The organism is Jeongeupia sp. HS-3, assembly GCF_015140455.1.
Classification (GTDB): Bacteria; Pseudomonadota; Gammaproteobacteria; order Burkholderiales; family Chitinibacteraceae; genus Jeongeupia.
In genome coordinates this window covers 3307527-3329729 of record NZ_AP024094.1, presented here as the reverse complement: position 1 = coordinate 3329729, position 22203 = coordinate 3307527, and the positions used below count along the sequence as shown (strand labels likewise).

Genomic DNA, 22203 nt, shown 5'->3' with positions numbered 1-22203 from the left:
ACTTAGCCTGCGCCGCAACCATGACCGATACCCTGCGTCTTTTGCTGCTTTACCCCCACCTGCTCGCCTGCTGCGTGGCGATCGGCGCCACCGTGCTCGCCGACCTGAAGATCATGGGCCGGCGCACCGGCGTCGGCGATCGGGCGCTGCTGCAACTGGCCAGCCGCGTCGTACTGGTCGCCCTGGCGCTGCTATGGCTGACCGGCCTGGCCATCATCGTGCTCGACTTCGGCCACTGGCCGGGCGTAGGCGAGCTCGTCGCCAGACCCAAGTTGCTCAGCAAGCTCGTCGTGGTCATGGTGTTGACGCTGAACGGCGCGGCGCTGCACCACTACGCGCTGCCGCGGCTATTGCCGGCAACACCAGAGCACGCCATGCTCAAACGCCACCAGCGGCTGGCGCTGGCGTGCATCGGCGGCACCTCGGCGGCGTCGTGGGGCTTCGCCGCCTTCCTCGGCATCGCCCGGCCCTTGGCCGGCAAACTGAGTACCGGCGGTTTTCTCAGTCTTTACCTTGTTGCACTCGGACTCGCGCTAGGCGTCGGCCTGCTCTCGGCACAACGCGTTCGAGCGCTGCCCGGTTAAAGCGCCCGCTCAGAACCCCAGCGCCCGGGCGCCCTGATAAAAGACGAAAGACAGCGTCCACGCCAGCAGCAGCGACCAGACGACCGAGAACGCGGTAAAGCCGGCGCTTCTGGATTCCTTTTTCATTGCCGCGATGGTCGCGACGCAAGGCACATAGGTCAGCGCGAACAGCATGAAGCTGTACGCCGACACCGGGTCGAGCGTCTGCGCCAGATGCGTCGCCAGTTGCGCGCCGTCGGCGCCGACGATCACCGCCAGCGCGCCGAGCACGACTTCCTTGGCGACGAAGCCGAACAGCAGCGCGATCGACAACTCGGCCTGGATGCCGATCGGCGACAGCAGCGGCTGGAAGAAGTCGGCGATCACCGCCGCGTAGCTGTGCTGCGGGTTCGGGTAATTGGTCAGCAGCCACACGGCAACCACGCCGATCACGATCATCGTCGTCGCGAGCTTGAGGAAGGATTTGCACTCGTTCCAGCCGCGGAACACGATGTGCTTGAACACCGGCAGCCGGTAAGGCGGCAGCTCGAGCGCAAACGGCTCGCGCGAGGGGAAGTATTTGCGGAACAGCAAGGCGGTGCCGAGCGCGATGAAAATGCTGGCGAAATACAGCGACAGCAGCACCCACGGCGCCAGGCGCGGGCCGAACAGCGCGCCGGCGAAGAACAGGAAGATCTGCAGCCGCGCCGAGCACAGCGAGAACGGAATCGTCAGCATCGTCAGCAGCCGCGCCTTGTGGTCGCGGATCACCCGCGTGCCCATCAGTGCCGGCACATTGCAGCCGAAGCCCATCATCAGCATCACGAAGCCGCGGCCATCGAGGCCGACGCGCGCCATGATGCCGTCCATCATGAACGCCGCGCGGGCGAAGTAGCCCGAGTCCTCGATCACCGCCATCAGGCAGAAGAACACGAAAATCAGCGGCGCGAACGTCAGCACCGTGGTCACGCCGTCCCAGATCCCGCTGAGGATCAGTCCGGACAGGAAGTCGGGCAGCCCACTGGTCAGCGGCACCAGCCAGGCGTCCCTGACGCTGCCGAGCAGCGCCTCGCTGCCGTCCTGCAGCGGCGTGCCGATCGCGTAGGTCAGCTGGAACAGTAGCGCCATCATGATCACGAACAATGGCAGCCCGGCGAGCGGATGCAGCAGCCAGCCGTCGAGCTTTTGCGTCGGCCCCGGCGGCAGGGTCGGCGGCCGGTGCACCGCACGCTCGTACAGCGCGGCTTCGGCGTCGCGGCTGGCATCGGCCGGCCTGAGGCGGGCGAAATCGAGCCGGGACACCTCGCCCTTGAGGCTAGAGGCAAGCAGCGCCTTGAGACCGTCGATGCCGTGACCGTATTTGGCACTGATTTTCAGTACCGGACTGCCGAGCACCTCGGCCAGCGCGTCGGTATCGATATCGAAACCGCCGCGCTTGGCCTCGTCGGCCATGTTCAGCGCGACGATCAGCTTCGCGCCGACCGATTTCAGTTGCAGCGCCAAGGCCAGTTGCCGGTCGAGCTGGGTGGCGTTCAGCACCAGCAGCACCGCGTCGAGCTCGGTGTCGGCGAGGAAACGCTGCGCGACCTGTTCATCCTCGGCGCCACCGGTCAGGTCGTAAATCCCCGGCAAATCGACCAACTGCACCATATTGCCGCCCAACAGCACCCGATGGCTGGCCAGCTCGACCGTCAGCCCCGGCCAGTTGGCAACGCGGGCATTGCCGCCGGTGATGCGGTTGAACAGCGTGGATTTGCCGGTATTGGGCATCCCGACCAGAGCGACGCGCTTCATGCTGCAAGCTCGGTGCTTGGCTGCACCGCAGCCACAACGTGCAACTCGCTCACCTCGATCAAGGCCGCTTCGGCGCGGCGCAGCATGAATTCGGTACCGCCGACCTTCAGCTGCAGCGGGCCACCCAACCAGCCACGACGGATCACTTCGACCTCGCGTCCGGGACGCAAGCCGAGCGCGGCGAGGCGGTGGGTCAGTTCGGCGGTGGTACCGACCACGTTCACGCGGGCCGGATTCTGCGGCAGTAACTGCGAGAGAGTGAGGGTCATGGCAAGCCTCGATCTTCAATAGAAAAGAGAATGATTCCGAATTATCCGCTCCGGCCCTGCAAGTTAGTTGATTACAGTCAACATTCACTACGTCACTTTTTACCCTGTGCCCATCACGCGCGGCGCGGCGATCGCCGGCAAATCGCATAGAATCGCCGCCACTCCCTTGTGTGTTCACGCCATGCCCCTGATTTCCCTGTTCGCCGCCCTGATCCTGGTGCTGCTCGCCACCCGCGTCGGCGGCGCCCTTGCGCGCCGCTGCGGCCAGCCCGCGGTCATCGGCGAAATCGGTGCCGGCCTGCTGTTCGGCCCGACGCTGCTGACCGGCTGGTTCCCCAGTCTGGGCGAACTTGTTTTCACCGCCGAGACGATCAAGCCGATCGCCAAGGCCGGCGATCTCGGCGCGGTGCTGTTTCTGTTCCTGCTCGGTGCCGAGTTCGACCTGGGCAGCGTGCGCCAGCGTCCACGCGCCGTGCTGCTGGCGACCAAGCTCGGCCTCGCGCTGCCGATGGCGCTCGGCGCGCTGGCGGCGTGGTATGCCTCGCAGCGACTCGGTGCGCCGCTGCCGGCCATGCCGCTGGCCTTTATCGCGCTCGCCAGCGGCATGACCGCGCTGCCGGTGCTGGCGCGCATCGTTGCCGAGCGCGGGCTGGGCGATACGGCGATCGGCGCGCAGGCACTGGCGTGCGCGGTGCTGACCGATGCGCTGAGCTGGGCGCTGCTCGCCGCCCTGGTGCTCGCGTGGATGCCGCAACACGATCCGCTCGGCCTGCTGCAGCTCGGCGTCGCCGTCGGCTACGTGCTTGCCTTGGCCGGGCCGGTGCGGCAACGCCTTGGCGTCATCGGCCGTGCGCTGGCTGAAGGACGCAGCCGCCGCGCCGCGCTCGAACTCGCGCTCTACGTCGCCGCATCGGCCGCGGCGAGCGCCTGGCTGGGCTTGCACGCGCTGCTCGGCGCCTTTGCCGTCGGTCTGCTGCTGCCGCGCGATCCGCGCATCGTTGTTAAATTGCAACAATGGCTGAGCCCGGCGTGCCGCTGGCTGCTGCCGTGCTTCTTTGCCGCGATCGGGCTTTCGACCGACCTCGGCCCGCTGCTGGCAGGCGGGCTGTGGTGGCTGGCCGCGTTGATGACGCTGGTGGCGGTGATCGGCAAGGTCGGCGGTTGCCTGTTGGCCGGCGCGCTGACACGAATGCCGCGGCGCGAGGCGCTGACGCTGGGCGTCCTGATGAACACCCGCGGCATGATGGAACTGGTCGTGCTCAATCTGGGACGCCAGCTCGGGCTGATTGCCGAGCCATATTTTTCGGCGATGTTGCTGATGGCGATCGTGACCACGGTCATGACATCGCCATGGCTCTCGCTGATCGAAGCAAAAGACAGCCCGATGAAAGCAGCCGCCTAGGCTTTCCGGCCTTCTCAACGAATTGAAGCACCCTAGTACGACGCGATACCATTGAATTCTTTGCCTTTACTTACAACCGCCATGCCAGCCGCCCCTTCCCCACTCATGCACTTCAGCCTGCGGCAGTGGTCAGCGTGGGCGCCGGGTCTGGACACGCGGGAAGCCTGGCTCGGCTGGGCCTTGGCCGGTGCGCTGCCGCATGGCGACGAGGCCCCCAAGGTCGCGGCGATGCCGGCGATGCTGCGCCGCCGGGCCGACCGCCTCGGCAAGATGGCGCTGGAAACGCTGTACGCGGCCGAGATCGGCTATCACAGCCAGCCGCTGATTCACGCCAGCCGTCACGGCGAGGCCACGCGTACCGTGCCGCTGCTGCAGGCGCTGGCTCAGGAAGGCACCGTGTCGCCGCAGGCCTTCAGCATGGCGGTGCATAACGCCACCGCCGGGCTGTTCACCATCGCCACCAAGACGAACGCGACGGTCACGGCGCTGGCCGCCGGGCGCGAAACCGCGCTGGCCGGGCTGATCGAAGCCTGTGGCCAGCTCGCCGATGGCGCGGCGGCGGTGCTGCTGTGCTTCAGCGACGAACCGCTGCCGGCGCTTTACCGTCCCTACGGCGACGCGCCCGAAGCGCCGTTCGCCATCGCGCTCGATCTGGTCGCTGGCGACGATTACACGCTCGAATCGGGCCACGCCGGTGGCGACGACGCCACGCCGCTCGATCTGCTGCGCTTTCTGCTGAACGACGCGCCCACGCTGGCACTCGGTGCTCGCGGCGGCTGGCGGCTCGCCCGTGGCGCGGCCTGATGGATTTGAACCGACTCTGGCGGATTGCCGCCACCGGGTTCTGCTTCGCCGTGTTCGGCCTTGGCGGCATCGTCATCCTCTGCCTGCTGCTGCCGCTGTTGCAGCTGGTGCCGGGCAGAACGCGCCGGCTGCACTGCGCCAAGGGTGCGATTCACTGGGGATTCCGTTTCTTTGTCGCTCTGATGGCCTGCGTTGGCGTCATCAGTTACGAAGTGCGCGGCGCCGAGAAGCTGCAACGCTTTGGCCTGTTCGTGCTCGCCAACCACCCGTCGCTGATCGACGTGGTGATCCTGATGTCGCTGATCCGCCGCCCCGATTGCGTGGTGAAATCCGCGCTGTGGCGGAACCCCTTCACCTACGGACCGGTGCGTTTTGCCGGCTTCATCAGCAATGCCAATGGCCCGGCGCTGATCGACGACTGCATCGCATCGGTCACGGCGGGCAATAATCTGATTGTTTTCCCCGAGGGAACCCGTAGTGTGCCCGGCCAGCCTTTGAAGCTGCAGCGCGGCGCGGCCAACATCGCCGTGCGCGGGCCGCTACCGATCACGCCGGTTATCATCGCGGTCTCCGAGCCCATGCTGACCAAGGGCAGCAAATGGTACCGTGTGCCGCAACGCAAGCCGCACTTCACCCTCACGGTGCTCGACGATATTCACCCGGAACGGCTGTTCAGCGACGAGCCGGCACTTGCCGCGCGCCGGCTGACCGACTGGCTGGCGCAGTTTTTCTCACAGAGATAGTTCTACATGTCCGATCTGATTATTGAAATCAAGGCACTCATTATCGAGAGCCTCAACCTCGAAGACCTCACCCCCGGCGACATCGATAGCGATGCGCCGCTGTTCGTCGATGGCCTGGGCCTCGATTCGATCGACGCGCTGGAGCTGGGTGTTGCGCTGCAAAAGCGTTACGGCCTGTCGCTGTCGGCCGAATCGGACGAAACCCGCAAACACTTCGGCTCGGTTGCGAGCCTCGCCGCCTTCGTTGCGGCCAACCGCAGCAGGTAAGCCATATGCAAAAGCAGGATATCTACGACTGGATCGCCAAAACGCTCGAAGACAGCTTCGAGATCGACGCCACGCGCATTTCGCTCGACGCCCGTCTGTATGAAGACCTCGATGTCGACAGCATCGACGCCGTCGACCTGATAGTGAAGCTGCAAAAACACACCGGCAAACGGATGCAACCCGACGCATTCAAGAGCGTGCGCACCGTCGGCGACGTCGTCGACGCCGTGCACGCGCTGTTGCAGTAAACCGGCAACGCATGAACCGGACTCTCGGCCTGGCCGCCGGCATCCTTCTGCCACTGTTTTTCTGGTTGTGCCGCTGGCAGGGCTGGCCGTTCTGGATCGCCGGCGTGCTGCTGTTGCCGCTGGCCCTTGCCGGCGCAAGCCGCTCTGGACTGGCCGGAGCCCGGGCCGGCCGCTGGCTGGGGCTGGCCGCCGCGCTCTTGGGGCTGATCGCGCTGCTGTCGCGCTCGGCCTTGCCGCTGACCTTCTACCCGGTGCTCGTCAACGCGGTGCTGTTTTGTATCTTCACCGCCAGCCTGTACCGGCCACCGCCGGTGATCGAACGGCTGGCACGACTCACCACGCCCGATCTGCCACCCGAGGGCGTCGCCTACACCCGCAAGGTCACCATCGTCTGGGCCGGTTTTTTTGCGCTCAACGGCGGCATTGCGCTGTGGACGACGACGCAGGCCGAAACGGTCTGGGCGCTGTACAACGGCCTGATCGCCTATGTGCTGATCGGCACGCTCGGCGCTAGCGAGTATCTGGTGCGGCGACTCGTCATGCGCCGCAATGCCCACCGCAACGGACACCGTCATGCTTGATCCATGGCCGCTGGCCGACCATGCCATCGTCGCCTGGCGCGGCAATGCCGCCATTTCACGCGACACTTTTGATGCCGACCTCAACGGTGCACAGCAGGTGCTGGCCACGCTGGCCGCGCCGCGCATCGCGCTGTTCGAGACCGACAGCTACCGCTTTGCCGTCTGGCTGATCGCCGCATGGCGCGCCGGCCTCGCCGTCGTCGTTCCCGGCGATGCGCTGCCGGCGACACGCGCCGCACTCGCCATGCCGTGGGTCGGCGATGTCGACGACGCCGCGCTGAATGCATGGACCGCCACCGCCGGAATGATGCATCCGGCCGGCTCGCTGTCGCCATCGCTATCGGTCTTCACCTCCGGGTCGACCGGGCTGCCTGCCGAAATAAGCAAGACCATCGCCCAGCTGCGCAACGAGGCCGAGGCACTCGAAGCCGCTTTCGGCGCCGGCATACCGGCCGGTTCGCGCATCGTCGCCACCGTGCCGCACCAGCACCTGTACGGCCTGCTGTTCCGCGTGCTGTGGCCGCTGGCCGCCGGTCGTGCCTTCGACGCCGACACGCTCGCCTATCCCGAATCGCTGTGGTCGCTGCCTGCCGGCGAAGCGCTGACGCTGATCGCCAGCCCGGCCATTCTCAAGCGCCTGCCGACCGTGCCCGACCGCGGCACGATTGCCGCGCGTTTCGACGCGGTGTTCTCCTCCGGCGGCCCGCTGCCACCGGACGCCAATCTCGCCAGCCGCACGCTGCTCGGCTGCGCCATCACCGAGGTCTACGGCAGCTCCGAAACCGGTGGCATCGCCCATCGCCACGATCCGTTCGAAGCGTGGACGCCGCAGCCCGGTGTGCGCCTGGAAGTCGGTGACGATGGCGCATTGCGGGTCGCATCGAATTATCTGGCCGAACCCGGCTGGTATCCGACCAGCGATCGCGCCGCGATTCTTGACGGCAAGCTCACCCTGCTCGGCCGGGTCGATCGCATCGTCAAGGTCGAGGAAAAGCGCGTGTCGTTGACGCGGATCGAGACGCTGCTGGGCGCTTGCGCGGACGTCGCCGTCGCGCGCGCGCTGCTGTTATCGGGCCAGCGCGACGAAATCGGCGCCGTCGTGGTGCTGAGCGAGGCCGGCCGCGATGTGCTGGCACGCGACGGCAAGGCGGCGCTTGATCGTCGCTTGCGCGCGGCACTCGAAAACGACATAGAGCGCATCGGCCTGCCGCGGCGCTGGCGTTACGTCGCCGAGCTGCCGCACAACGGCATGGGCAAAACGCCCGAAGCGCTGCTGGCGGCGCTGTTCGCCGCGCCGCGCCCGCGCTTTGCCCACATCGTCGCCGAAACCCCGGCCGTCGATGCACTGACGCTGACGCTGCACATCGCCGCCAGCCTGATCCATTTCGACGGTCATTTCGACCAGACGCCGGTGCTGCCCGGCGTCACCCAGATCGACTGGGCGGTGCACTACGGCCGCGAGCGGCTAGGCATACACGGCGATTTTGCCGGCATGCGCACGCTCAAGTTCCAGCGCATCATCCAGCCGGGCATGGACGTGGTCCTCGTCTTGAGCTGGGACCAAGCCAAAAAGGCCTTGTCGTTCGCCTACAGCTCGGACGCCGGCGCGCATTCGAGCGGCAAAATCCTCTTTGACGAGGTCAGCGCATGAAGTGCATCGCCGTCGTTCCCGTCTACAACCACGAACACGCGATTGCAACCGTCGTCGATGCGCTGCTCGCGCACGGCCTGCCGGTGCTCTTGGTCGATGACGGCAGCGACGCCGGCTGCGCGGCGGTGCTCGATACGCTGGCGCTGCGCGACCGGGTCACGCTGCTGCGGCACGGCCACAATCAGGGCAAGGGCGCCGCGTGCAGCAGCGGCTTCATCAAAGCTGCAGAGCTTGGTTACAGCCATGCACTGCAGATTGACGCCGACGGCCAGCACGACACCGCCGACGTGCCGCGCTTTCTCGCCCAGATGCAGGCCCGGCCCGGCGCGATCATCGCCGGCTGCCCGCGATACGATGCATCGGTGCCCAAGGGCCGGCTCTACGGTCGCTACGCCACGCACGTCTGGGTGTGGATCAATACGCTGAGCCTGCGCATCACCGATTCGATGTGCGGCTACCGCATCTACCCGCTGGCGGCGACCTTGCCGGTGCTCGCGACGATGAAGCGCGCCAAGCGGATGGATTTCGACCCCGAGGTGCTGGTGCGGCTCGACTGGGCCGGCGTGCCGGTGGTGAATCTGCCGACCCGCGTGCGCTACCCGCTCGATGGCGTCTCGCACTTCGATTACTGGCGCGACAATGTCCGCATCAGCGCCATGCACACACGGCTGTTCTTCGGCATGCTGCTGCGCCTGCCACGGCTGCTCGCGCGCCACCTGCCGCTGTCATCGGGATCGCGCTGATGGCGCGGCACTGGGCATCGGTCGGTGAAGCCGGCTTTATCGGCGGCATCCGCCTGCTGGTCGGCATCTACAAGGCTTTCGGCCGCTGGCCGTTCCGGCTGGTGCTGTATCCGGTGATGACCTGGTTCATGCTGAGTCACCGTATCGCCCGCCGTGCCTCGCGCGAGTATCTGGCAAGGCTGCACACGGTCAGCGGCGGCAGTACGCCGGCGCCGACGCTGCTCAATACGCTGCGCCATTTCGCCGCCTTCGGCGAAACCGTGCTCGACAAGCTGCTGGTCTGGCGCGGCGATCTCGACGATACGCCGATAGAACGTGACGGCGGCGACGTGATGCAGCGGCTCATCGACGCCGGCCACGGGGGCGTGATCATGACCGCGCATATCGGCAATTTCGAGATGCTGCGCAAACTCGGCGAAAATCGTCGTGGCATCCGGCTGAATATCCTGGTGCACACCAAGCACGCCGAGCGCTTCAACCGGCTGCTGCGCGAAACCAATCCCGATGCGCAAATCCGGCTGATCCAGGTCACCGAGATCTCGGCCGCCACCGCGGTGATGCTGGCCGAACGCGTCGCCGCCGGCGAGTTCGTCGTGATCGCCGGCGACCGCGTGCCGGTGTCGAACACGCCCGATACGGTCGGCGCGCCCTTCCTCGGTACGCCGGCACTATTCCCGACCGGCCCCTATGTGCTGGCGTCGGTGTTCAAATGCCCGCTGGTCGCGCTGGTTGCCAGTCGCCGTGGCGCAAGCTTCCACATCACCGTGCGCGTGCTCGCCGAGCGCGTCGTGCTGCCGCGCGCCGACCGCCGTAGCGAGATCGCCCGCCTTGCGGCCAGTTACGCCGCGCTGCTCGAGGCCGAATGCCTCGCCGCGCCGCTGCAGTGGTTCAACTTCTATCCTTTCTGGTCCGAACAATGACAGTCACTTTTGGTGCTTCGCGCCTTGCCATCGCCGATATCGTTGCACTGTCGCTGCGCGAAGCGGCGCCGGTGCTCTCGACCGATGCCGAATTCACCGGCCGCATCGCACGTGGCGCGGCGTTTCTGGACAAACTACTGGCCGATGAAGGCGTGATCTACGGCGTGACCACCGGCTACGGCGATTCGTGCACCGTCGCCGTGCCGGTTGAACTCGCCTACGAGCTGCCACAGCACCTGTACACCTATCACGGCTGCGGCCTCGGCGCGCTGTTCGGCGACGTCGAAACCCGCGCGATTCTCGCGGCCCGGCTGGCCTCGCTGTCGCAAGGCTATTCGGGCGTCAGCCCGGCGCTGCTAACGCAGCTGGCCGCGCTGCTCGAACACGACATCCTGCCGCGCATTCCGCAGGAAGGCTCGGTCGGCGCCAGCGGCGACCTGACGCCGCTGTCCTACGTAGCGGCGGTGCTGTGCGGCGAGCGCGAAGCACGCGTCAACGGCGAAATGCTCCCGGCTGCCGAGGCACTGGCGCGCTTCGGTCTGACACCGTTGAAACTGCGGCCGAAAGAAGGCCTGGCGATCATGAACGGCACCGCCGTGATGACCGGCCTCGCCTGCCTCGCCTGGGAGCGCGCCGACTACCTCGCCAGACTGGCGACGCGGATCACCGCGCTCGCCGTCGCCGCCAGCGACGGCAACCCGCAGCATTTCGACGAAACGCTGTTCGCCGCCAAGCCGCATCCGGGCCAGCAAGCGGTGGCGGCGCGGCTGCGTGCCGATCTCGGCGACAACAAGGCCGGCCGCAACGATCACCGGCTGCAGGATCGCTATTCGCTGCGCTGCGCGCCGCACGTGATCGGCGTGCTCGAAGACGCGCTGCCCTTCCTGAAAAACGTGATCGAAAACGAACTCAATAGCGCCAACGACAACCCGCTGGTCGACCCCGACGAGGAACGCGTGCTGCACGGCGGCCATTTCTACGGCGGCCATATCGCCTTTGCGATGGACTCGCTGAAGAACCTCGTCGCCAACGTCGCCGACCTCTTGGATCGGCAAATGGCGCTGCTCGTCGACGCCCGTTACAACCACGGCCTGCCGGCGAATCTGTCTGGCGCAACCGGCCCGCGCGCGGCGATCAACCACGGCCTCAAGGCGCTGCAGATCAGCGCATCGGCGTGGACGGCCGAAGCGCTGAAAAACACCATGCCGGCATCGGTGTTCAGCCGCTCGACCGAATGCCACAACCAGGACAAGGTCAGCATGGGCACGATCGCCGCACGCGACGCGCTGCGCGTGCTTGAACTGACCGAGCAAGTTGCCGCCGCGATGCTGATCACCGTGCGCCAGGGCGTCACGCTGCGGCGGAAAACTGCCGATGGCGCGATGCCGTTGCAAGCAGGGGCCGATGCATTTGTAGGTGAGTTGGCCGACGATATCGCCTTTATCGGTGAAGATGTTGCGCTGGAACCGACCTTGCGACGTCTCGTCGCCGGCATCCAGTCGCAACAATGGAAGCTGTATGAGTGATATCAACGACATCAATCCGGCACCGGCGAGCGCCGCTGACGCGCGAAGCGAGGAGCGCCGTGTACGTTCAAGTACACAAGCGACGCAGCAACCCAGCGAGCGCGCAACCAAGCCACCACGCGGAACCAGTATTGAATGGGTTGTGCCCTTCCACGACCTCGACCCGATGGACATCTGCTGGCACGGCAACTACGTGCGCTACTTCGAGCACGCCCGCACCGCGCTGCTGCAACTGATCGATTACGACTATCCGCAAATGCGCGATTCGGGTTACGCGTGGCCGGTGATCGAGCTGAACATCCGCTATGCCAAGCCACTCGTTTACCAGCAGCGCATAGGCATCTGCGCCGAAATCGTCGAGTGGGAAAACCGGCTGAAAATCCGCTACGAAATCCGCGACGCAGCCACCGGCACGCGGCTGACGCGCGGCTACACCGTGCAGGTTGCCGTCGATATGCAAAGCCGCGAGATGTGTTTCCTCTCGCCGCCCATCCTGTTCGAGAAACTCGGAGAGCCGCTACCATGCTGAAACGCCTCACCACCCTGGTCCTGCTGCTGCCGGGCCTGATCCCGATGCTGGCGCACGCAGACCTGCTGCAGGAGGTGCAGAAACGGCTGATCGATGCGCCGGTCGTTCGCGGCGATTTCGTGCAGGAACGCTCGCTCGTCGGCGTGAAGAAAACACTGACTGCGACCGGCCATTTCGTCGTCGAGAAAAAACGCGGCGTCGTCTGGCATACGCAAAAGCCGTTCGACCAGCGCTTGCAGGTCGCCCGCGACGAGATCGTCCAGAAGGACGGCAAGGAAACGCTGATGAAGCTGACCGCCGAGAAAGAGCCGGTGGTTCGCACCGTCGGCGGCGTGCTGTTTTCGCTGTTTTCGGGCGATTTATCCGGACTGGCGCGCCATTTCGATATCAAGGGCGACGCCAAGGGCGCGCGCTGGAATCTGGTCTTGAGCCCGAAAGACGCCGGCATGGCCAAGCTGATCGCCGGCATCAAGCTCAGCGGTGACAAGACGATCGAAACCGTCGAACTGAATGCCGCCAGTGGCGATGTCACGCGGATCAGGATGCTCAAGGTCACGCCGGCGCAGCAGATGTCGGCCGAGGATGAGGCCGATTTTGACTAAGAACCGGTCATGACCGAAACCCGGCTCTGGCGCACGCTCGCACTCGCATGGTTGCTGATCCTGCTGCTCGCCGCCGGCTGGCTGGCGAGCCAGCACCGCGCGCTGGCGGGCAGGCTCGATACCGACCTGTTCGCGCTGCTGCCATCGAGCGAGCGCGATCCGGTCGCCGAACGCGCGATGGCGTCGCTCTCGCAAGCATCGGAGCGCCAGCTGGTGCTGCTGGTCGGCGCCACCGACCGCGACGCTGCGGCAAAGGCCGCCGATACGCTGGCCGCCGGGCTCAAGGACTTGCCGGTCAAGGCACAATCGCAGCCAGTCGATGTCGACAAGTTGCGCGATTTCTACGCCCCCTACCGCCAGCTGCTGCTGACGCCGGACGATCGCGCCGCGCTCGCGCAACCGGCGCAGGCATGGCAAGCGCGGGCGGTTTCGCTGGCGTACTCCACCGTCTCGACCAGCGGTCTGGCGTGGAAGGATGATCCGTTCGGCACCTTCGGCCGCTGGCTGACCAGCTTTGGCGACCTGACCCGCGTCCGCCCCGATGGCGGGCGGCTGTGGGCCGAGCTCGATGGCCGCCATTATGTGGTGCTGATGTATACGCTCGATGGCAGCGCCTTCTCGCTCTCGCTGCAAAAAGCCGTCGCCGATGGTCTGGATCAGGGCATTGCCCAACTCAAGGTCCGCTCACCCGATGTGAACGTGCTGCGCGCCGGCGTGGTGCTGCATGCGGCCAAGGCCGCCAAGCAGGCCGAACACGAAATGTCGACGATAGGCATCGGCTCGCTGCTCGGCATCCTGCTGCTGGTGTTGCTGACTTTCCGCGGCTGGCGCGCGCTGCCGCTGGTGGCGCTGTCGATCACCACCGGGATGACGATCGCACTGGCGACGACCTTCCTCGTCTACGGCCGCGTGCATATGCTGACGCTGGTGTTCGGCACCAGCCTGATCGGCGTCGCCGTCGATTACAGTCTGTTGCTGCACAGCACCAGCCTTGGCGCGACCGTGGGTGCCGGCAAGCGGCTGGAAAAATTGCTGCCCAGCCTGCTGACCGCGATGCTGTTCACCGCGTTGGCCTATCTGTGCCTGGCGCTGACGCCGTTCCCGGGGCTGGCGCAGATGGCCGTTTTCGCCGCCACCGGCATCGCCTCAGCATGGCTGTCCGAGCTGTTCTGGTATCCACGCCTAGCCCCAAGCAGGCTCGAACCGGGCTTGCTGGGCAAGCCGCTGCTGAAACTGCTGGCGCGCTGGCCGCGACTCACGCCGCGCCAAGGCCTGATCGCGTTGCTGATCGCCTTGCCGTTCGTGGTCACCGGGCTGATGAAGCTGGAGCGCAGCGACGATGTCCGCAACCTCGTCAGCACCGATGCGCAACTGATCCGCGAACAGGTCGAAATCGGCAAACTGCTCGGCCTGCCCAGCCCGGCACAACTGTTTTTCGTCGAAGGCGACAGCCCGCAAAGCGTGCTCGAACGCGAACGCGCGCTGAGCCGCGAACTCGATGGTCTCAAGGCGCGTGGCGTGATCGGCGGTTATCAAGGGGTCAGCCGCTGGCTGCCGCCGCTGGCGGAGCAACGCGAATTACAAAAACAAGCAGCGGTGCTGCGCGATCCAGCGCTGCTCAACGCCCTCGCCGCCGACATCGGCCTCGACGCCGGCTGGATTGCCGCGCAGCAGGCCGCCGCACCGCCGCTGACGGTGGATGCGTGGCTGGCTTCGCCGGCATCGCTGCCGGCCCGCCACCTGTGGCTCGGCAAGACCGCGCACGGCTACGCCAGCATGGTGATGCTGACCGGCTTGTCCGGCGCCGCCAACGTCAAGACACTGGCGGCGATCAAGCTGCCGGGCGTGCGCTGGATCGACAAGCCGCAAGAGATTTCCGCCGTGCTCGACCGCTACCGCGACCGGCTGGCGCTGGTGCTGCTGGCCGCCTACATCATCACCGCCGCGCTGCTGTGGCGGCGCTATCGCCGCGATACCTGGCGGGTGCTGGCACCATCCTTGCTCGCCAGCATCGCCACGCTGGCGATCTTCGGCTGGCTCGGCATTCCGCTGCAGCTGCTCACCGTGCTCACCCTGCTGCTGCTGCTGGGCATGGGCATCGATTACGGCATCTTCGTCAACGATTACCCCGGCGAAGTCCGCATCCTGCTGGCGACCTCGCTCGCCGCGCTGTGCACCCTGCTGTCGTTCGGCCTCTTGGCGTTCAGCCATACCCCGGCGCTGGCCACTTTCGGCACCGCGACCTTGTCCGGCGTCGGCCTTGCCTGGCTGATCGCTCCCTGTTTGCGCCGCCCGGCGCCCCCGCAACCGCTGTTCCAACCGGATTCCTCCGCATGAACACCCGTCAAAGCACCGATATCGTCATCATTGGCGCCGGCCCGTCCGGCAGTGTCGCCGCCGGCCTGTTGCGCCGCGCCGGGCGCGACGTCGTCATCATCGAGCGCGAAACCTTTCCGCGCTTTTCGATCGGCGAGAGCCTGCTGCCGCAATCGATGGCCTACATCGAGAAAGCCGGCTTCCTGCAGGACGTGGTCGAGGCCGGTTTCCAGTACAAGAACGGTGCCGCCTTCGCCAAGGGCGGCGAGCATGTGCAGTTCGATTTCCGCGAGAAGTTCTCCCCCGGTTGGGGCACGACCTATCAGGTGCAGCGCGGCGCCTTCGATCATGTGCTCGCCAACGGTGCCGAAAAGGCCGGCGCCGATATCCGCTACCGCCACACCGTGCTCGCCGCCGATGTCACCGGCGAACGCCCGGTGCTGACGGTGCGCGGCGACGACGATCATGTGTATGAGATTGAAGCCAACTTCCTGCTCGACGCCAGCGGCTTCGGCCGCACGCTGCCGCGCTTGCTCGATCTGGAAACGCCATCCGACTTCCCGGTGCGCGGGGCGATCTTCACCCATATCGAAGACGGCATTCCGGCAGGAAGCTTCGATCGCAACAAGATCCTGATCACCGTCCACCCCGAGCATCACGACGTCTGGTACTGGCTGATCCCGTTCTCGAACGGTCGCTGCTCGATCGGCGTCGTCGCCGAGCCGGCCTTCCTTGCCCGGTATACCGGCGAGCACACCGAGCGGCTCAAGGCCATCGTGTTTGAAGATCCGGGCCTGGCCGCGCTGCTGCAGAACGCCAGCTGGGATACCCCGGCGCGCACGCTGACCGGCTATGCCGCCAATGTGAAATCGCTGCACGGCAACCGTTTCGCGCTGCTCGGCAACGCCGGCGAATTCCTCGATCCGGTGTTCTCGTCCGGCGTGACCATCGCGGTGAAATCGGCCGACCTCGCCGTCACCGCGCTGCTGCGTGAAGCCGCCGGCGAGGCCGTCGACTGGGAGCTGGACTACGCCAAGCCGCTGAAAAAAGGCGTCGACACCTTCCGCGCTTTTGTTACCGCGTGGTACGACGGCCGCTTCCAGAAGATCATCTTCCACAAGGACAAAAACCCGCAGATCGAAGCGATGATTTCGTCGATTCTCGCCGGCTATGCCTGGGATGAAGCCAACCCCTACGTCGCCAAGCCCGAGCGTCGCTTGTCGTCGCTGGAAGCCGCGTGCGCACTGTTCTGACCCTAAAGGCAGGCGCTCGTTTCGGACGAGCGATGCTGCTACTGAGTGCATGTCTACTCGCCGGCTGCGCAACGCTGCTGTCGGGCGGCCTGCCGCTACTGCAGCTGCCGCCCGCGGCCTTCGGCGGCGAGCGGGTGCTCGAACAGCGGCTGACGATGCGCTGGCCCGGCGAAACGCGCACGCTCGATGTCGTCGCCAGCATCGACGACGAACGTGTGTCGCTGGTCGGGCTCGCGCTCGGCGTGCGACTGTTTTCGCTAGACTACGACGGTAAGCTGCTCCGATCGAGCGAGAACGTGAAGATGGCGCTGCCTGCCGAGCGCATGCTCAACGACTTCCTGATCGTCCACGCGCCGCTCGATGCTTTGCGCGCCGCGCTTCCAAACGGCTGGCACGTCAACGACAGCGCACGCCGGCGCGTTATGCAGCGTGATGGCAAGGACGCCATCATCGTCGATTACAGCGGAGACGATCGCCTGCAGGGTCGGGCGCAACTGGCCAACCTGCCGCTGCATTACCAACTGACTATCGATACCGCGCCATGATTTACCTGCATTCCCCCGGCCTGATCTGCGCGCTTGGTGCCGGCGTCGACACCATACGCGAACGGCTGTTCGCCCTTGATGCCCCCGGTATGGTTGAAACCGACGCCTACAGTCGCGGGCGCACGCTGATGCTCGGCACCGTGACCGAAGCGCTGCCGCCGCTGCGCGAGGCGCCGCCGCAGCACCGTAGCCGCAACAACGCACTGCTCGCCGCCGCATTTGCGCAGATCGACGCGCAATACCGCCAGCTCGCCGCCGGGCTAGCTCCGGCGCGGATTGCCATCGTGCTTGGCACCAGTACCTCGGGGATCTGCGAAGGCGAAGTGGCGATGGCGCACGAGGCCGACGGCGCCCTGCCCGCCGACTACCACTACGGCCAGCAGGAACTCGGATCGCCGGCGCAATGGCTGGCGAACGAACTCGGCATCGCCGGCCCGGCCTACTGTATTTCGACCGCCTGTTCATCAAGCGCCAAGGCCCTGGCCGCAGGCAGCAGGCTGCTCGCATCCGGCGTCGCCGATCTGGTGATCGCCGGTGGCGTCGACACGCTCGCGGCGTTCACCGTCGCCGGCTTTACCGCGCTTGAATCGGTCAGCGCGGTACGCTGCAATCCGTTCTCGCGCAATCGCAACGGCATCAATATCGGCGAAGGCGCGGCGCTGTTCCTGATGAGCCGCACACCGTCGCCGGTCGCCTTGGCCGGCTGGGGCGAAAGCTCCGACGGCCACCATATTTCCGCACCGGCGCCCGACGGCAATGGCGCCAAACTGGCGATCGCCGCCGCCCTGCAACGCGCCGGCAAAACCGCGCTTGAAATCGGCTACGTCAACCTGCACGGCACCGCCACGCGCCAGAACGACGCGATGGAAAGCCTCGCCGTCGCGACGCTGCTGCCCGGCGTGCCGGCGAGTTCGACCAAGCCGCTCACCGGCCACACGCTCGGCGCCGCCGGTGCCATCGAGGCGGCGCTGTGCTGGATCACGCTGACCGACGCCAAGCACCGGCTGCCACCGCATCTGTGGGATGGCGACGCCGATCCGGCCATCCCGCCGCTGCCGCTGGTCGCCGCCGGCGACACGGCCGAAATCCGCTGCGTGCTGTCGACCTCGTTCGCCTTCGGCGGCAACAATATCGCGCTGATTCTGGAGCGGACATGAACGAAACCCTATCCGGCTACCTGCCGATCGCCGACTATCTGCCGCACTCGGGTCGCATGGTACTGCTCGATCGCGTCGTGGCTATCGGCCGCGATACGCTCAGCGCAGCGACGACCATCCGTGCCGATTCGCCCTTCTGTGAAGAGGACGCCGTCGGCGGCTGGGTCGGCGTTGAATACATGGCGCAGACGATTGCCGCACTCGCCGGTTTTGAAGCCCGATCACATGGCAACACGGTCAAAGTCGGCTTTCTCGTCGGCACCCGCCGCTACGATTGCGACGTGCCGGCCTTTCACGTCGGCCAGACTCTGATGATTACCGCCAGGCGAGAATTCCAGGCCGACAACGGCGTTGCGGTGATGGATTGCACCATCGCCATCGACGGCCAGACCGTCGCCAGTGCACAGCTTTCGGCCTACCAGCCGGACAACCTTGACGATTATTTGAAGCAAGCATGAACAAGTTGAATCAAACGGTGCTCGTCACCGGCTCATCCCGCGGCATCGGCCGCGCCATCGCCACCCGGTTGGCGCACGATGGCTACGACCTGATCCTGCATTGTCGTTCGCGCCGCGACGAAGCCGATGCACTCGCCGCCGAGCTGGCGCCGCTGGGTGCGAGCGTGCGCGTGCTGCAGTTCGACGTCGCCGATCGTGCCGGCGCGCGCGCCGCGCTCGACGCCGATCTCGCCGAATTCGGTGCCCCGTACGGCGTGGTCTGCAATGCCGGCATCGCCGCCGACGCGGCCTTTCCGGCCATGACCGAAGCCGACTGGGACGGCGTGATCCATACCAATCTGGACGGTTTCTACAATGTGTTGCACCCGCTGGTGATGCCGATGGTGCAGGCGCGCAAACCGGGGCGCATCGTCACGCTGTCGTCGGTGTCCGGGCTGATCGGCAATCGCGGTCAGGTCAATTACTCGGCCGCCAAGGCCGGCATCATCGGCGCGACCAAGGCGCTGGCGGTCGAACTGGCCAAGCGCAAGATCACCGTCAACTGTGTCGCGCCGGGGCTGATCGATACCGAGATGGTCAGCGACGAAGTGGTCGAACACGCGCTGAAGGCGATCCCGGCACAACGGATGGGCAAGCCCGAGGAAGTCGCCGCCGCGGTCGCTTTCCTGCTGTCCGCCGATGCCGCCTACATCACCCGACAGGTCATCTCGGTGAATGGAGGCTTGGCATGACCCGTCGTGTCGTCGTCACCGGCATGGCCGGCATCAGCCCGATCGGCTGCGATTGGCCGAGCATTGAGGCCGCGCTGCGCGCCGAACGGAACGCCATCCAGTACCTGCCCGAGTGGGAGGCCTACGACGGCCTGAACACCCGGCTTGGCGCGCCGGCGGCGGCGTTCGCGCTGCCGGTAGAAACCTACACGCGCAAGCGCATCCGCAGCATGGGGCGGATCGCGCTGATGGCGGCCCGCGCCAGCGAACTCGCGCTTGCCGATGCCGGTTTGCTCGCCGACGCGGCCTTGCTTGGGAGCGGCCGTGTCGGCGTCTCCTACGGTTCGTCGGCCGGCTCGCCGCCGGCGATTGGCGACTTCGGCCGGATGATTTACGAAAAGACCACCGAAGGCGTCAACGCCAACAGCTACATCAAGATGATGGCGCATACGACGCCGGTGAATATCGCGGTGTTCTTCGGCCTCACCGGCCGGGTCATCACCACCTCGAGCGCATGCACCTCGGGCAGTCAGGGCATCGGCTACGCCTACGAGACGATCAAGTACGGCCATGCCGACGTGATGATCGCCGGTGGCGCCGAGGAGCTGTGCGCAACCGAAGCGGCGGTGTTCGACACGCTGTTCGCCACCAGTACCCGCAATGACACGCCCAGCCTGACACCGCGTCCCTACGACGCCGGCCGCGATGGTCTGGTGATCGGCGAAGGCGCCGGTACGCTGATTCTCGAAGAGTACGAGCACGCGATGGCGCGCGGCGCGCATATTCACGCCGAACTGGTCGGCTTTGGCACCAATTGTGACGGTAGCCATGTCACCCAGCCGCAGGCGGCGACGATGGCGCAGGCGATGAAACTGGCGCTCGCCGATGCCGGGCTAGCGTCCGATGCGATCGGCTACGTCAACGGCCACGGCACCGCGACCGAACAGGGCGACATCGCCGAAACGCAGGCAACGCACGCGGTCTTTGGCGAACGGATGCCGATCTCGTCGCTGAAGAGCTATGTCGGCCACACGCTCGGCGCCTGCGGCGCGCTCGAAGCGTGGTGGAGCATCATGATGATGAATACTGGCTGGTTCGCGCCGACGATCAATCTGACCGAGATCGATCCGCGCTGCGCACCGCTTGATTACTTGGTCAGCGGCGGGCGGAATCTTGATTGCGATTATGTGATGAGCAATAATTTTGCTTTCGGCGGAATTAATACGTCACTCATTTTCAAGAAATACAAATAAGGGATATTGAATGCGTATTGTCATCGCCACCATTGCCGCCGCCATCGCCCTCACCGCGACGGGCGCGCACGCCCGCGACACCGAATTGAAGCTGCCGGTGCAGGCGATTTTTGACAATCCGGAGTTCAAGCAAAAGCTGGGAGACGAGGTGACATTCAGTTTCGGCGAGCAGCCGTTGCCGAAGAATGCCAAATCGCTGGGCGAATTCACCACCAACAAGAAAACCAATGCCTTCAACAAGAGCGACGAAGAAGCCTGCCGCTGGGTGATGCTCTCGGCGCTGTTGCAACTGAAGGAACGGGCGATTGAGCTGGGCGCCAGCGCGGTGGTCAATATCAAGAGCTATTACAAGAAAAACGAATTTTCGAGCAGCAGTGAATACGAATGCCATGCTGGCACGATGGTCGCCGGTGTCGCGCTCAAGGGCACGCTGATCCAGACCGGCAAGTAAGTCTTCCCCGCACTGGATCGTCTGCTTCAGCGCTTGCCAGCCAGCCGGTCCGTGGCAATCGCGTGCTCGAGCACGCGATTGAGCTCATCCGCTACCGCAAGGCTGGTCAGAATCGAGGAGTGGGTTTCATCGAAACCCACCACCCGTACCGCGCCCTGCTGCGCTGGCAATGCAAGCTGGCTCGATAGCGCAATCGTACCGTCGCTATTGCCTTGAATCAGCATACTGCCGCCGCGATAGCCGAAGAACAGCTGGTGCGGCACGGTATCTGGCAAGGCAGCGCCGAACAGGCCCCGCAGGAAGTCGCTTTCCGGCGCCAGATCCTGCCATGACGGGATCGGTACCGGCGCACGCTCGGCGCCAAGCTGCGCCATCACGTTGCCTCCCCACGGCGTTGACAGGGTGACGAACAACATGACCGCCTGCTGCGGATTGCGCCGCGCAAGGTGCTGAATCGCCTGCCGCGACACCAGCCCGCCCACGCTGTGTGCAACGACAATCAGCCGGCGATAACCGTGCTCTTGCTGCAGTGTCATCAGCAGATCACCCAAGGCATCACCACTGGCCGTGAGCCGCATGCCGCTCGGATAGTGGTAGACCCAAGGCTGAAAGCGCTCATGATCGAGGCTGGCAATGATCTTCCGCCATTCTTGCGGATAACCGCCGACGCCATGAACAAACAACACCGGGATGCGATCGGCGCGATAGGGTTCAAGAAAATAGACACCCATGCCCATTTCCGAGACGAAATCCAGCGGTGCCCACAAGCCCTTGCTACCAAAATCCTGACGGAAGCGGGCGTCATCCAGCGTGGCGGTACGGCCGGCAAAAATCTGCAACGGCCTGGTTGCGACCGCCTCTTCCGTCAGCAGCAAGCGCTTGCGAACTTCGCTCGTCAGGGGTGGCGAATGCCGGTCAAGGGCAAAGCGCTGATTGACTTCATCGGCGGGCCCCATTGGAATCCCCCTGGGCAAGCCCGTGGTCGCCGCGGCCTCGTCGGCATCCGGCAATCCGTTGCCGTTACGATCGTGATAAGCCAACAGCACATAGCGGCCCTGCTGGGGTACCAGAAAGGCAAAATGGCCACCTTCGCCGGCAGGGTTACGGGCAACGAGACGCAGCTTGTCCTGATCGAGCCGTAACAGGGCAATCGTGGCCTCTGGCACCGGCACGTCATCGAGCCGTACCACCCCGGCGATCACACCGTTGCGTTCGATCTCGTTGCGGTTTTGTTCCAGCCGCGCCACGCGTCGGGCCAGACTGCACGCACCCAGCGCGGCAAGCAGGCACAGCAGCAAGGTCATCCGCGCCCAGCGACGATAAGCCATCGTATCTCCGGTTTTTTTATTTTAATACCGTCAGCATAGCCGCCAGCCATGATAAAGGCCGCCCGTGGGCGGCCTTTATCCGGCGAGATA

At 65.6% G+C, this 22203-nt stretch carries 24 protein-coding genes; 21 read left to right on the top strand and 3 right to left on the bottom strand.

The genetic code is table 11. From position 1 onward, the window contains the following. Positions 1-20: 20 nt before the first annotated feature. Positions 21-584 carry a hypothetical protein gene (locus JLC71_RS16065; RefSeq protein WP_200916603.1) on the top strand — a complete coding sequence of 188 codons (564 nt, stop codon included), beginning with the start codon at positions 21-23 and terminating at the stop codon, positions 582-584. 9 nt (positions 585-593) lie between these two features. On the opposite strand, the gene feoB is transcribed toward JLC71_RS16065, so the two are convergent. Both feoB and JLC71_RS16055 read right to left on the bottom strand, forming a co-directional pair. Continuing rightward, complete coding sequence (gene feoB, locus JLC71_RS16060) at positions 594-2357, bottom strand: ferrous iron transport protein B (protein WP_200916602.1); 1764 nt, start codon at positions 2355-2357, stop codon at positions 594-596. After that, the gene (locus JLC71_RS16055) at positions 2354-2626 is read right to left on the bottom strand and encodes a FeoA family protein (RefSeq protein WP_200916601.1); all 273 of its coding nucleotides are present in this window, start codon (positions 2624-2626) and stop codon (positions 2354-2356) included. The genes feoB and JLC71_RS16055 overlap by 4 nt, the downstream gene beginning before the upstream one ends. 181 nt (positions 2627-2807) lie before the next feature. Here JLC71_RS16055 and JLC71_RS16050 point away from each other — a divergent pair, with 181 nt between their 5' ends. The 20 genes from JLC71_RS16050 (at position 2808) to JLC71_RS15955 (ending at position 20785) form a co-directional block, all read left to right on the top strand. Further along, positions 2808-4028 (top strand): cation:proton antiporter, encoded by a 1221-nt coding sequence (locus tag JLC71_RS16050; protein ID WP_200916600.1) that lies wholly within the window; start codon positions 2808-2810, stop codon positions 4026-4028. 105 nt (positions 4029-4133) lie between these two features. Beyond that, positions 4134-4832: a beta-ketoacyl synthase chain length factor gene (locus JLC71_RS16045; RefSeq protein ID WP_200916599.1), complete on the top strand. Its 699-nt coding sequence runs from the start codon at positions 4134-4136 to the stop codon at positions 4830-4832. Next, positions 4832-5575, top strand: coding sequence for a lysophospholipid acyltransferase family protein (locus JLC71_RS16040; RefSeq protein WP_200916598.1), 744 nt, complete (start codon positions 4832-4834; stop codon positions 5573-5575). Before JLC71_RS16045 ends, JLC71_RS16040 begins: the two co-directional genes overlap by 1 nt. Before the next feature lie 6 nt (positions 5576-5581). Further along, positions 5582-5842, top strand: coding sequence for a phosphopantetheine-binding protein (locus JLC71_RS16035; protein ID WP_200916597.1), 261 nt, complete (start codon positions 5582-5584; stop codon positions 5840-5842). Between the two features lie 5 nt (positions 5843-5847). After that, positions 5848-6090 carry an acyl carrier protein gene (locus JLC71_RS16030; RefSeq protein ID WP_200916596.1) on the top strand — a complete coding sequence of 81 codons (243 nt, stop codon included), beginning with the start codon at positions 5848-5850 and terminating at the stop codon, positions 6088-6090. Between the two features lie 11 nt (positions 6091-6101). Beyond that, positions 6102-6671, top strand: coding sequence for a COG4648 family protein (locus JLC71_RS16025; protein WP_200916595.1), 570 nt, complete (start codon positions 6102-6104; stop codon positions 6669-6671). Further along, on the top strand, positions 6664-8322 hold the full coding sequence (locus JLC71_RS16020) for an ApeI family dehydratase (RefSeq protein WP_200916594.1): 1659 nt from the start codon (positions 6664-6666) through the stop codon (positions 8320-8322). Before JLC71_RS16025 ends, JLC71_RS16020 begins: the two co-directional genes overlap by 8 nt. Beyond that, on the top strand, positions 8319-9065 hold the full coding sequence (locus tag JLC71_RS16015; protein ID WP_200916593.1) for a glycosyltransferase family 2 protein: 747 nt from the start codon (positions 8319-8321) through the stop codon (positions 9063-9065). Before JLC71_RS16020 ends, JLC71_RS16015 begins: the two co-directional genes overlap by 4 nt. Continuing rightward, positions 9065-9985, top strand: a complete 921-nt coding sequence (locus tag JLC71_RS16010; RefSeq protein ID WP_200916592.1) for a lysophospholipid acyltransferase family protein — start codon at positions 9065-9067, stop codon at positions 9983-9985. Before JLC71_RS16015 ends, JLC71_RS16010 begins: the two co-directional genes overlap by 1 nt. Then, complete coding sequence (locus tag JLC71_RS16005; RefSeq protein ID WP_200916591.1) at positions 9982-11511, top strand: HAL/PAL/TAL family ammonia-lyase; 1530 nt, start codon at positions 9982-9984, stop codon at positions 11509-11511. The genes JLC71_RS16010 and JLC71_RS16005 overlap by 4 nt, the downstream gene beginning before the upstream one ends. Then, complete coding sequence (locus JLC71_RS16000; protein ID WP_200916590.1) at positions 11504-12040, top strand: acyl-CoA thioesterase; 537 nt, start codon at positions 11504-11506, stop codon at positions 12038-12040. Before JLC71_RS16005 ends, JLC71_RS16000 begins: the two co-directional genes overlap by 8 nt. Continuing rightward, the gene (locus tag JLC71_RS15995; protein WP_200916589.1) at positions 12034-12642 is read left to right on the top strand and encodes an outer membrane lipoprotein carrier protein LolA; all 609 of its coding nucleotides are present in this window, start codon (positions 12034-12036) and stop codon (positions 12640-12642) included. The genes JLC71_RS16000 and JLC71_RS15995 overlap by 7 nt, the downstream gene beginning before the upstream one ends. 9 nt (positions 12643-12651) lie before the next feature. Further along, positions 12652-14979: an MMPL family transporter gene (locus tag JLC71_RS15990; RefSeq protein WP_200916588.1), complete on the top strand. Its 2328-nt coding sequence runs from the start codon at positions 12652-12654 to the stop codon at positions 14977-14979. Then, on the top strand, positions 14976-16211 hold the full coding sequence (locus JLC71_RS15985; RefSeq protein WP_200916587.1) for an NAD(P)/FAD-dependent oxidoreductase: 1236 nt from the start codon (positions 14976-14978) through the stop codon (positions 16209-16211). Before JLC71_RS15990 ends, JLC71_RS15985 begins: the two co-directional genes overlap by 4 nt. Before the next feature lie 32 nt (positions 16212-16243). Continuing rightward, on the top strand, positions 16244-16756 hold the full coding sequence (locus JLC71_RS15980) for a DUF3261 domain-containing protein (protein ID WP_200916586.1): 513 nt from the start codon (positions 16244-16246) through the stop codon (positions 16754-16756). Then, positions 16753-17913: a beta-ketoacyl-ACP synthase gene (locus JLC71_RS15975; RefSeq protein WP_200916585.1), complete on the top strand. Its 1161-nt coding sequence runs from the start codon at positions 16753-16755 to the stop codon at positions 17911-17913. The genes JLC71_RS15980 and JLC71_RS15975 overlap by 4 nt, the downstream gene beginning before the upstream one ends. Then, entirely contained in the window at positions 17910-18371 is a 462-nt protein-coding gene (locus JLC71_RS15970; RefSeq protein WP_200916584.1) for a hotdog family protein, read from the top strand. The genes JLC71_RS15975 and JLC71_RS15970 overlap by 4 nt, the downstream gene beginning before the upstream one ends. 5 nt (positions 18372-18376) lie before the next feature. Then, positions 18377-19102 (top strand): 3-ketoacyl-ACP reductase FabG2, encoded by a 726-nt coding sequence (locus JLC71_RS15965; RefSeq protein WP_200918393.1) that lies wholly within the window; start codon positions 18377-18379, stop codon positions 19100-19102. Continuing rightward, positions 19099-20334, top strand: a complete 1236-nt coding sequence (locus tag JLC71_RS15960; RefSeq protein WP_200916583.1) for a beta-ketoacyl-ACP synthase — start codon at positions 19099-19101, stop codon at positions 20332-20334. Before JLC71_RS15965 ends, JLC71_RS15960 begins: the two co-directional genes overlap by 4 nt. Positions 20335-20344: 10 nt before the next feature. Further along, a complete protein-coding gene (locus tag JLC71_RS15955; protein ID WP_200916582.1) occupies positions 20345-20785 on the top strand; it encodes an excinuclease ATPase subunit in 441 nt (146 codons plus the stop codon). A 26-nt stretch (positions 20786-20811) separates the two neighbouring features. Here the strand turns inward: JLC71_RS15955 and JLC71_RS15950 are convergent, their stop codons facing one another. After that, entirely contained in the window at positions 20812-22113 is a 1302-nt protein-coding gene (locus JLC71_RS15950; protein ID WP_200916581.1) for an alpha/beta fold hydrolase, read from the bottom strand. Between the last annotated feature and the right edge of the window lie 90 nt (positions 22114-22203).

Excerpts from the sequence above, each read along its gene's own strand:
- JLC71_RS16065 (WP_200916603.1), top strand. The coding sequence starts at position 21 with ATGACCGATACCCTGCGTCTTTTGCTGCTTTACCCCCACCTGCTCGCC.
- JLC71_RS15950 (WP_200916581.1), bottom strand. The coding sequence starts at position 22,113 with ATGGCTTATCGTCGCTGGGCGCGGATGACCTTGCTGCTGTGCCTGCTT.
- JLC71_RS15995 (WP_200916589.1), top strand. The coding sequence starts at position 12,034 with ATGCTGAAACGCCTCACCACCCTGGTCCTGCTGCTGCCGGGCCTGATC.
- JLC71_RS16035 (WP_200916597.1), top strand. The coding sequence starts at position 5,582 with ATGTCCGATCTGATTATTGAAATCAAGGCACTCATTATCGAGAGCCTC.
- JLC71_RS16045 (WP_200916599.1), top strand. The coding sequence starts at position 4,134 with ATGCACTTCAGCCTGCGGCAGTGGTCAGCGTGGGCGCCGGGTCTGGAC.
- JLC71_RS16020 (WP_200916594.1), top strand. The coding sequence starts at position 6,664 with ATGCTTGATCCATGGCCGCTGGCCGACCATGCCATCGTCGCCTGGCGC.
- feoB (WP_200916602.1), bottom strand. The coding sequence starts at position 2,357 with ATGAAGCGCGTCGCTCTGGTCGGGATGCCCAATACCGGCAAATCCACG.
- JLC71_RS16040 (WP_200916598.1), top strand. The coding sequence starts at position 4,832 with ATGGATTTGAACCGACTCTGGCGGATTGCCGCCACCGGGTTCTGCTTC.
- JLC71_RS16005 (WP_200916591.1), top strand. The coding sequence starts at position 9,982 with ATGACAGTCACTTTTGGTGCTTCGCGCCTTGCCATCGCCGATATCGTT.
- JLC71_RS16000 (WP_200916590.1), top strand. The coding sequence starts at position 11,504 with ATGAGTGATATCAACGACATCAATCCGGCACCGGCGAGCGCCGCTGAC.
- JLC71_RS15955 (WP_200916582.1), top strand. The coding sequence starts at position 20,345 with ATGCGTATTGTCATCGCCACCATTGCCGCCGCCATCGCCCTCACCGCG.
- JLC71_RS15980 (WP_200916586.1), top strand. The coding sequence starts at position 16,244 with ATGCTGCTACTGAGTGCATGTCTACTCGCCGGCTGCGCAACGCTGCTG.
- JLC71_RS16010 (WP_200916592.1), top strand. The coding sequence starts at position 9,065 with ATGGCGCGGCACTGGGCATCGGTCGGTGAAGCCGGCTTTATCGGCGGC.
- JLC71_RS15985 (WP_200916587.1), top strand. The coding sequence starts at position 14,976 with ATGAACACCCGTCAAAGCACCGATATCGTCATCATTGGCGCCGGCCCG.
- JLC71_RS15970 (WP_200916584.1), top strand. The coding sequence starts at position 17,910 with ATGAACGAAACCCTATCCGGCTACCTGCCGATCGCCGACTATCTGCCG.
- JLC71_RS16025 (WP_200916595.1), top strand. The coding sequence starts at position 6,102 with ATGAACCGGACTCTCGGCCTGGCCGCCGGCATCCTTCTGCCACTGTTT.
- JLC71_RS16050 (WP_200916600.1), top strand. The coding sequence starts at position 2,808 with ATGCCCCTGATTTCCCTGTTCGCCGCCCTGATCCTGGTGCTGCTCGCC.
- JLC71_RS15990 (WP_200916588.1), top strand. The coding sequence starts at position 12,652 with ATGACCGAAACCCGGCTCTGGCGCACGCTCGCACTCGCATGGTTGCTG.
- JLC71_RS16015 (WP_200916593.1), top strand. The coding sequence starts at position 8,319 with ATGAAGTGCATCGCCGTCGTTCCCGTCTACAACCACGAACACGCGATT.
- JLC71_RS15975 (WP_200916585.1), top strand. The coding sequence starts at position 16,753 with ATGATTTACCTGCATTCCCCCGGCCTGATCTGCGCGCTTGGTGCCGGC.
- JLC71_RS15960 (WP_200916583.1), top strand. The coding sequence starts at position 19,099 with ATGACCCGTCGTGTCGTCGTCACCGGCATGGCCGGCATCAGCCCGATC.
- JLC71_RS16030 (WP_200916596.1), top strand. The coding sequence starts at position 5,848 with ATGCAAAAGCAGGATATCTACGACTGGATCGCCAAAACGCTCGAAGAC.
- JLC71_RS16055 (WP_200916601.1), bottom strand. The coding sequence starts at position 2,626 with ATGACCCTCACTCTCTCGCAGTTACTGCCGCAGAATCCGGCCCGCGTG.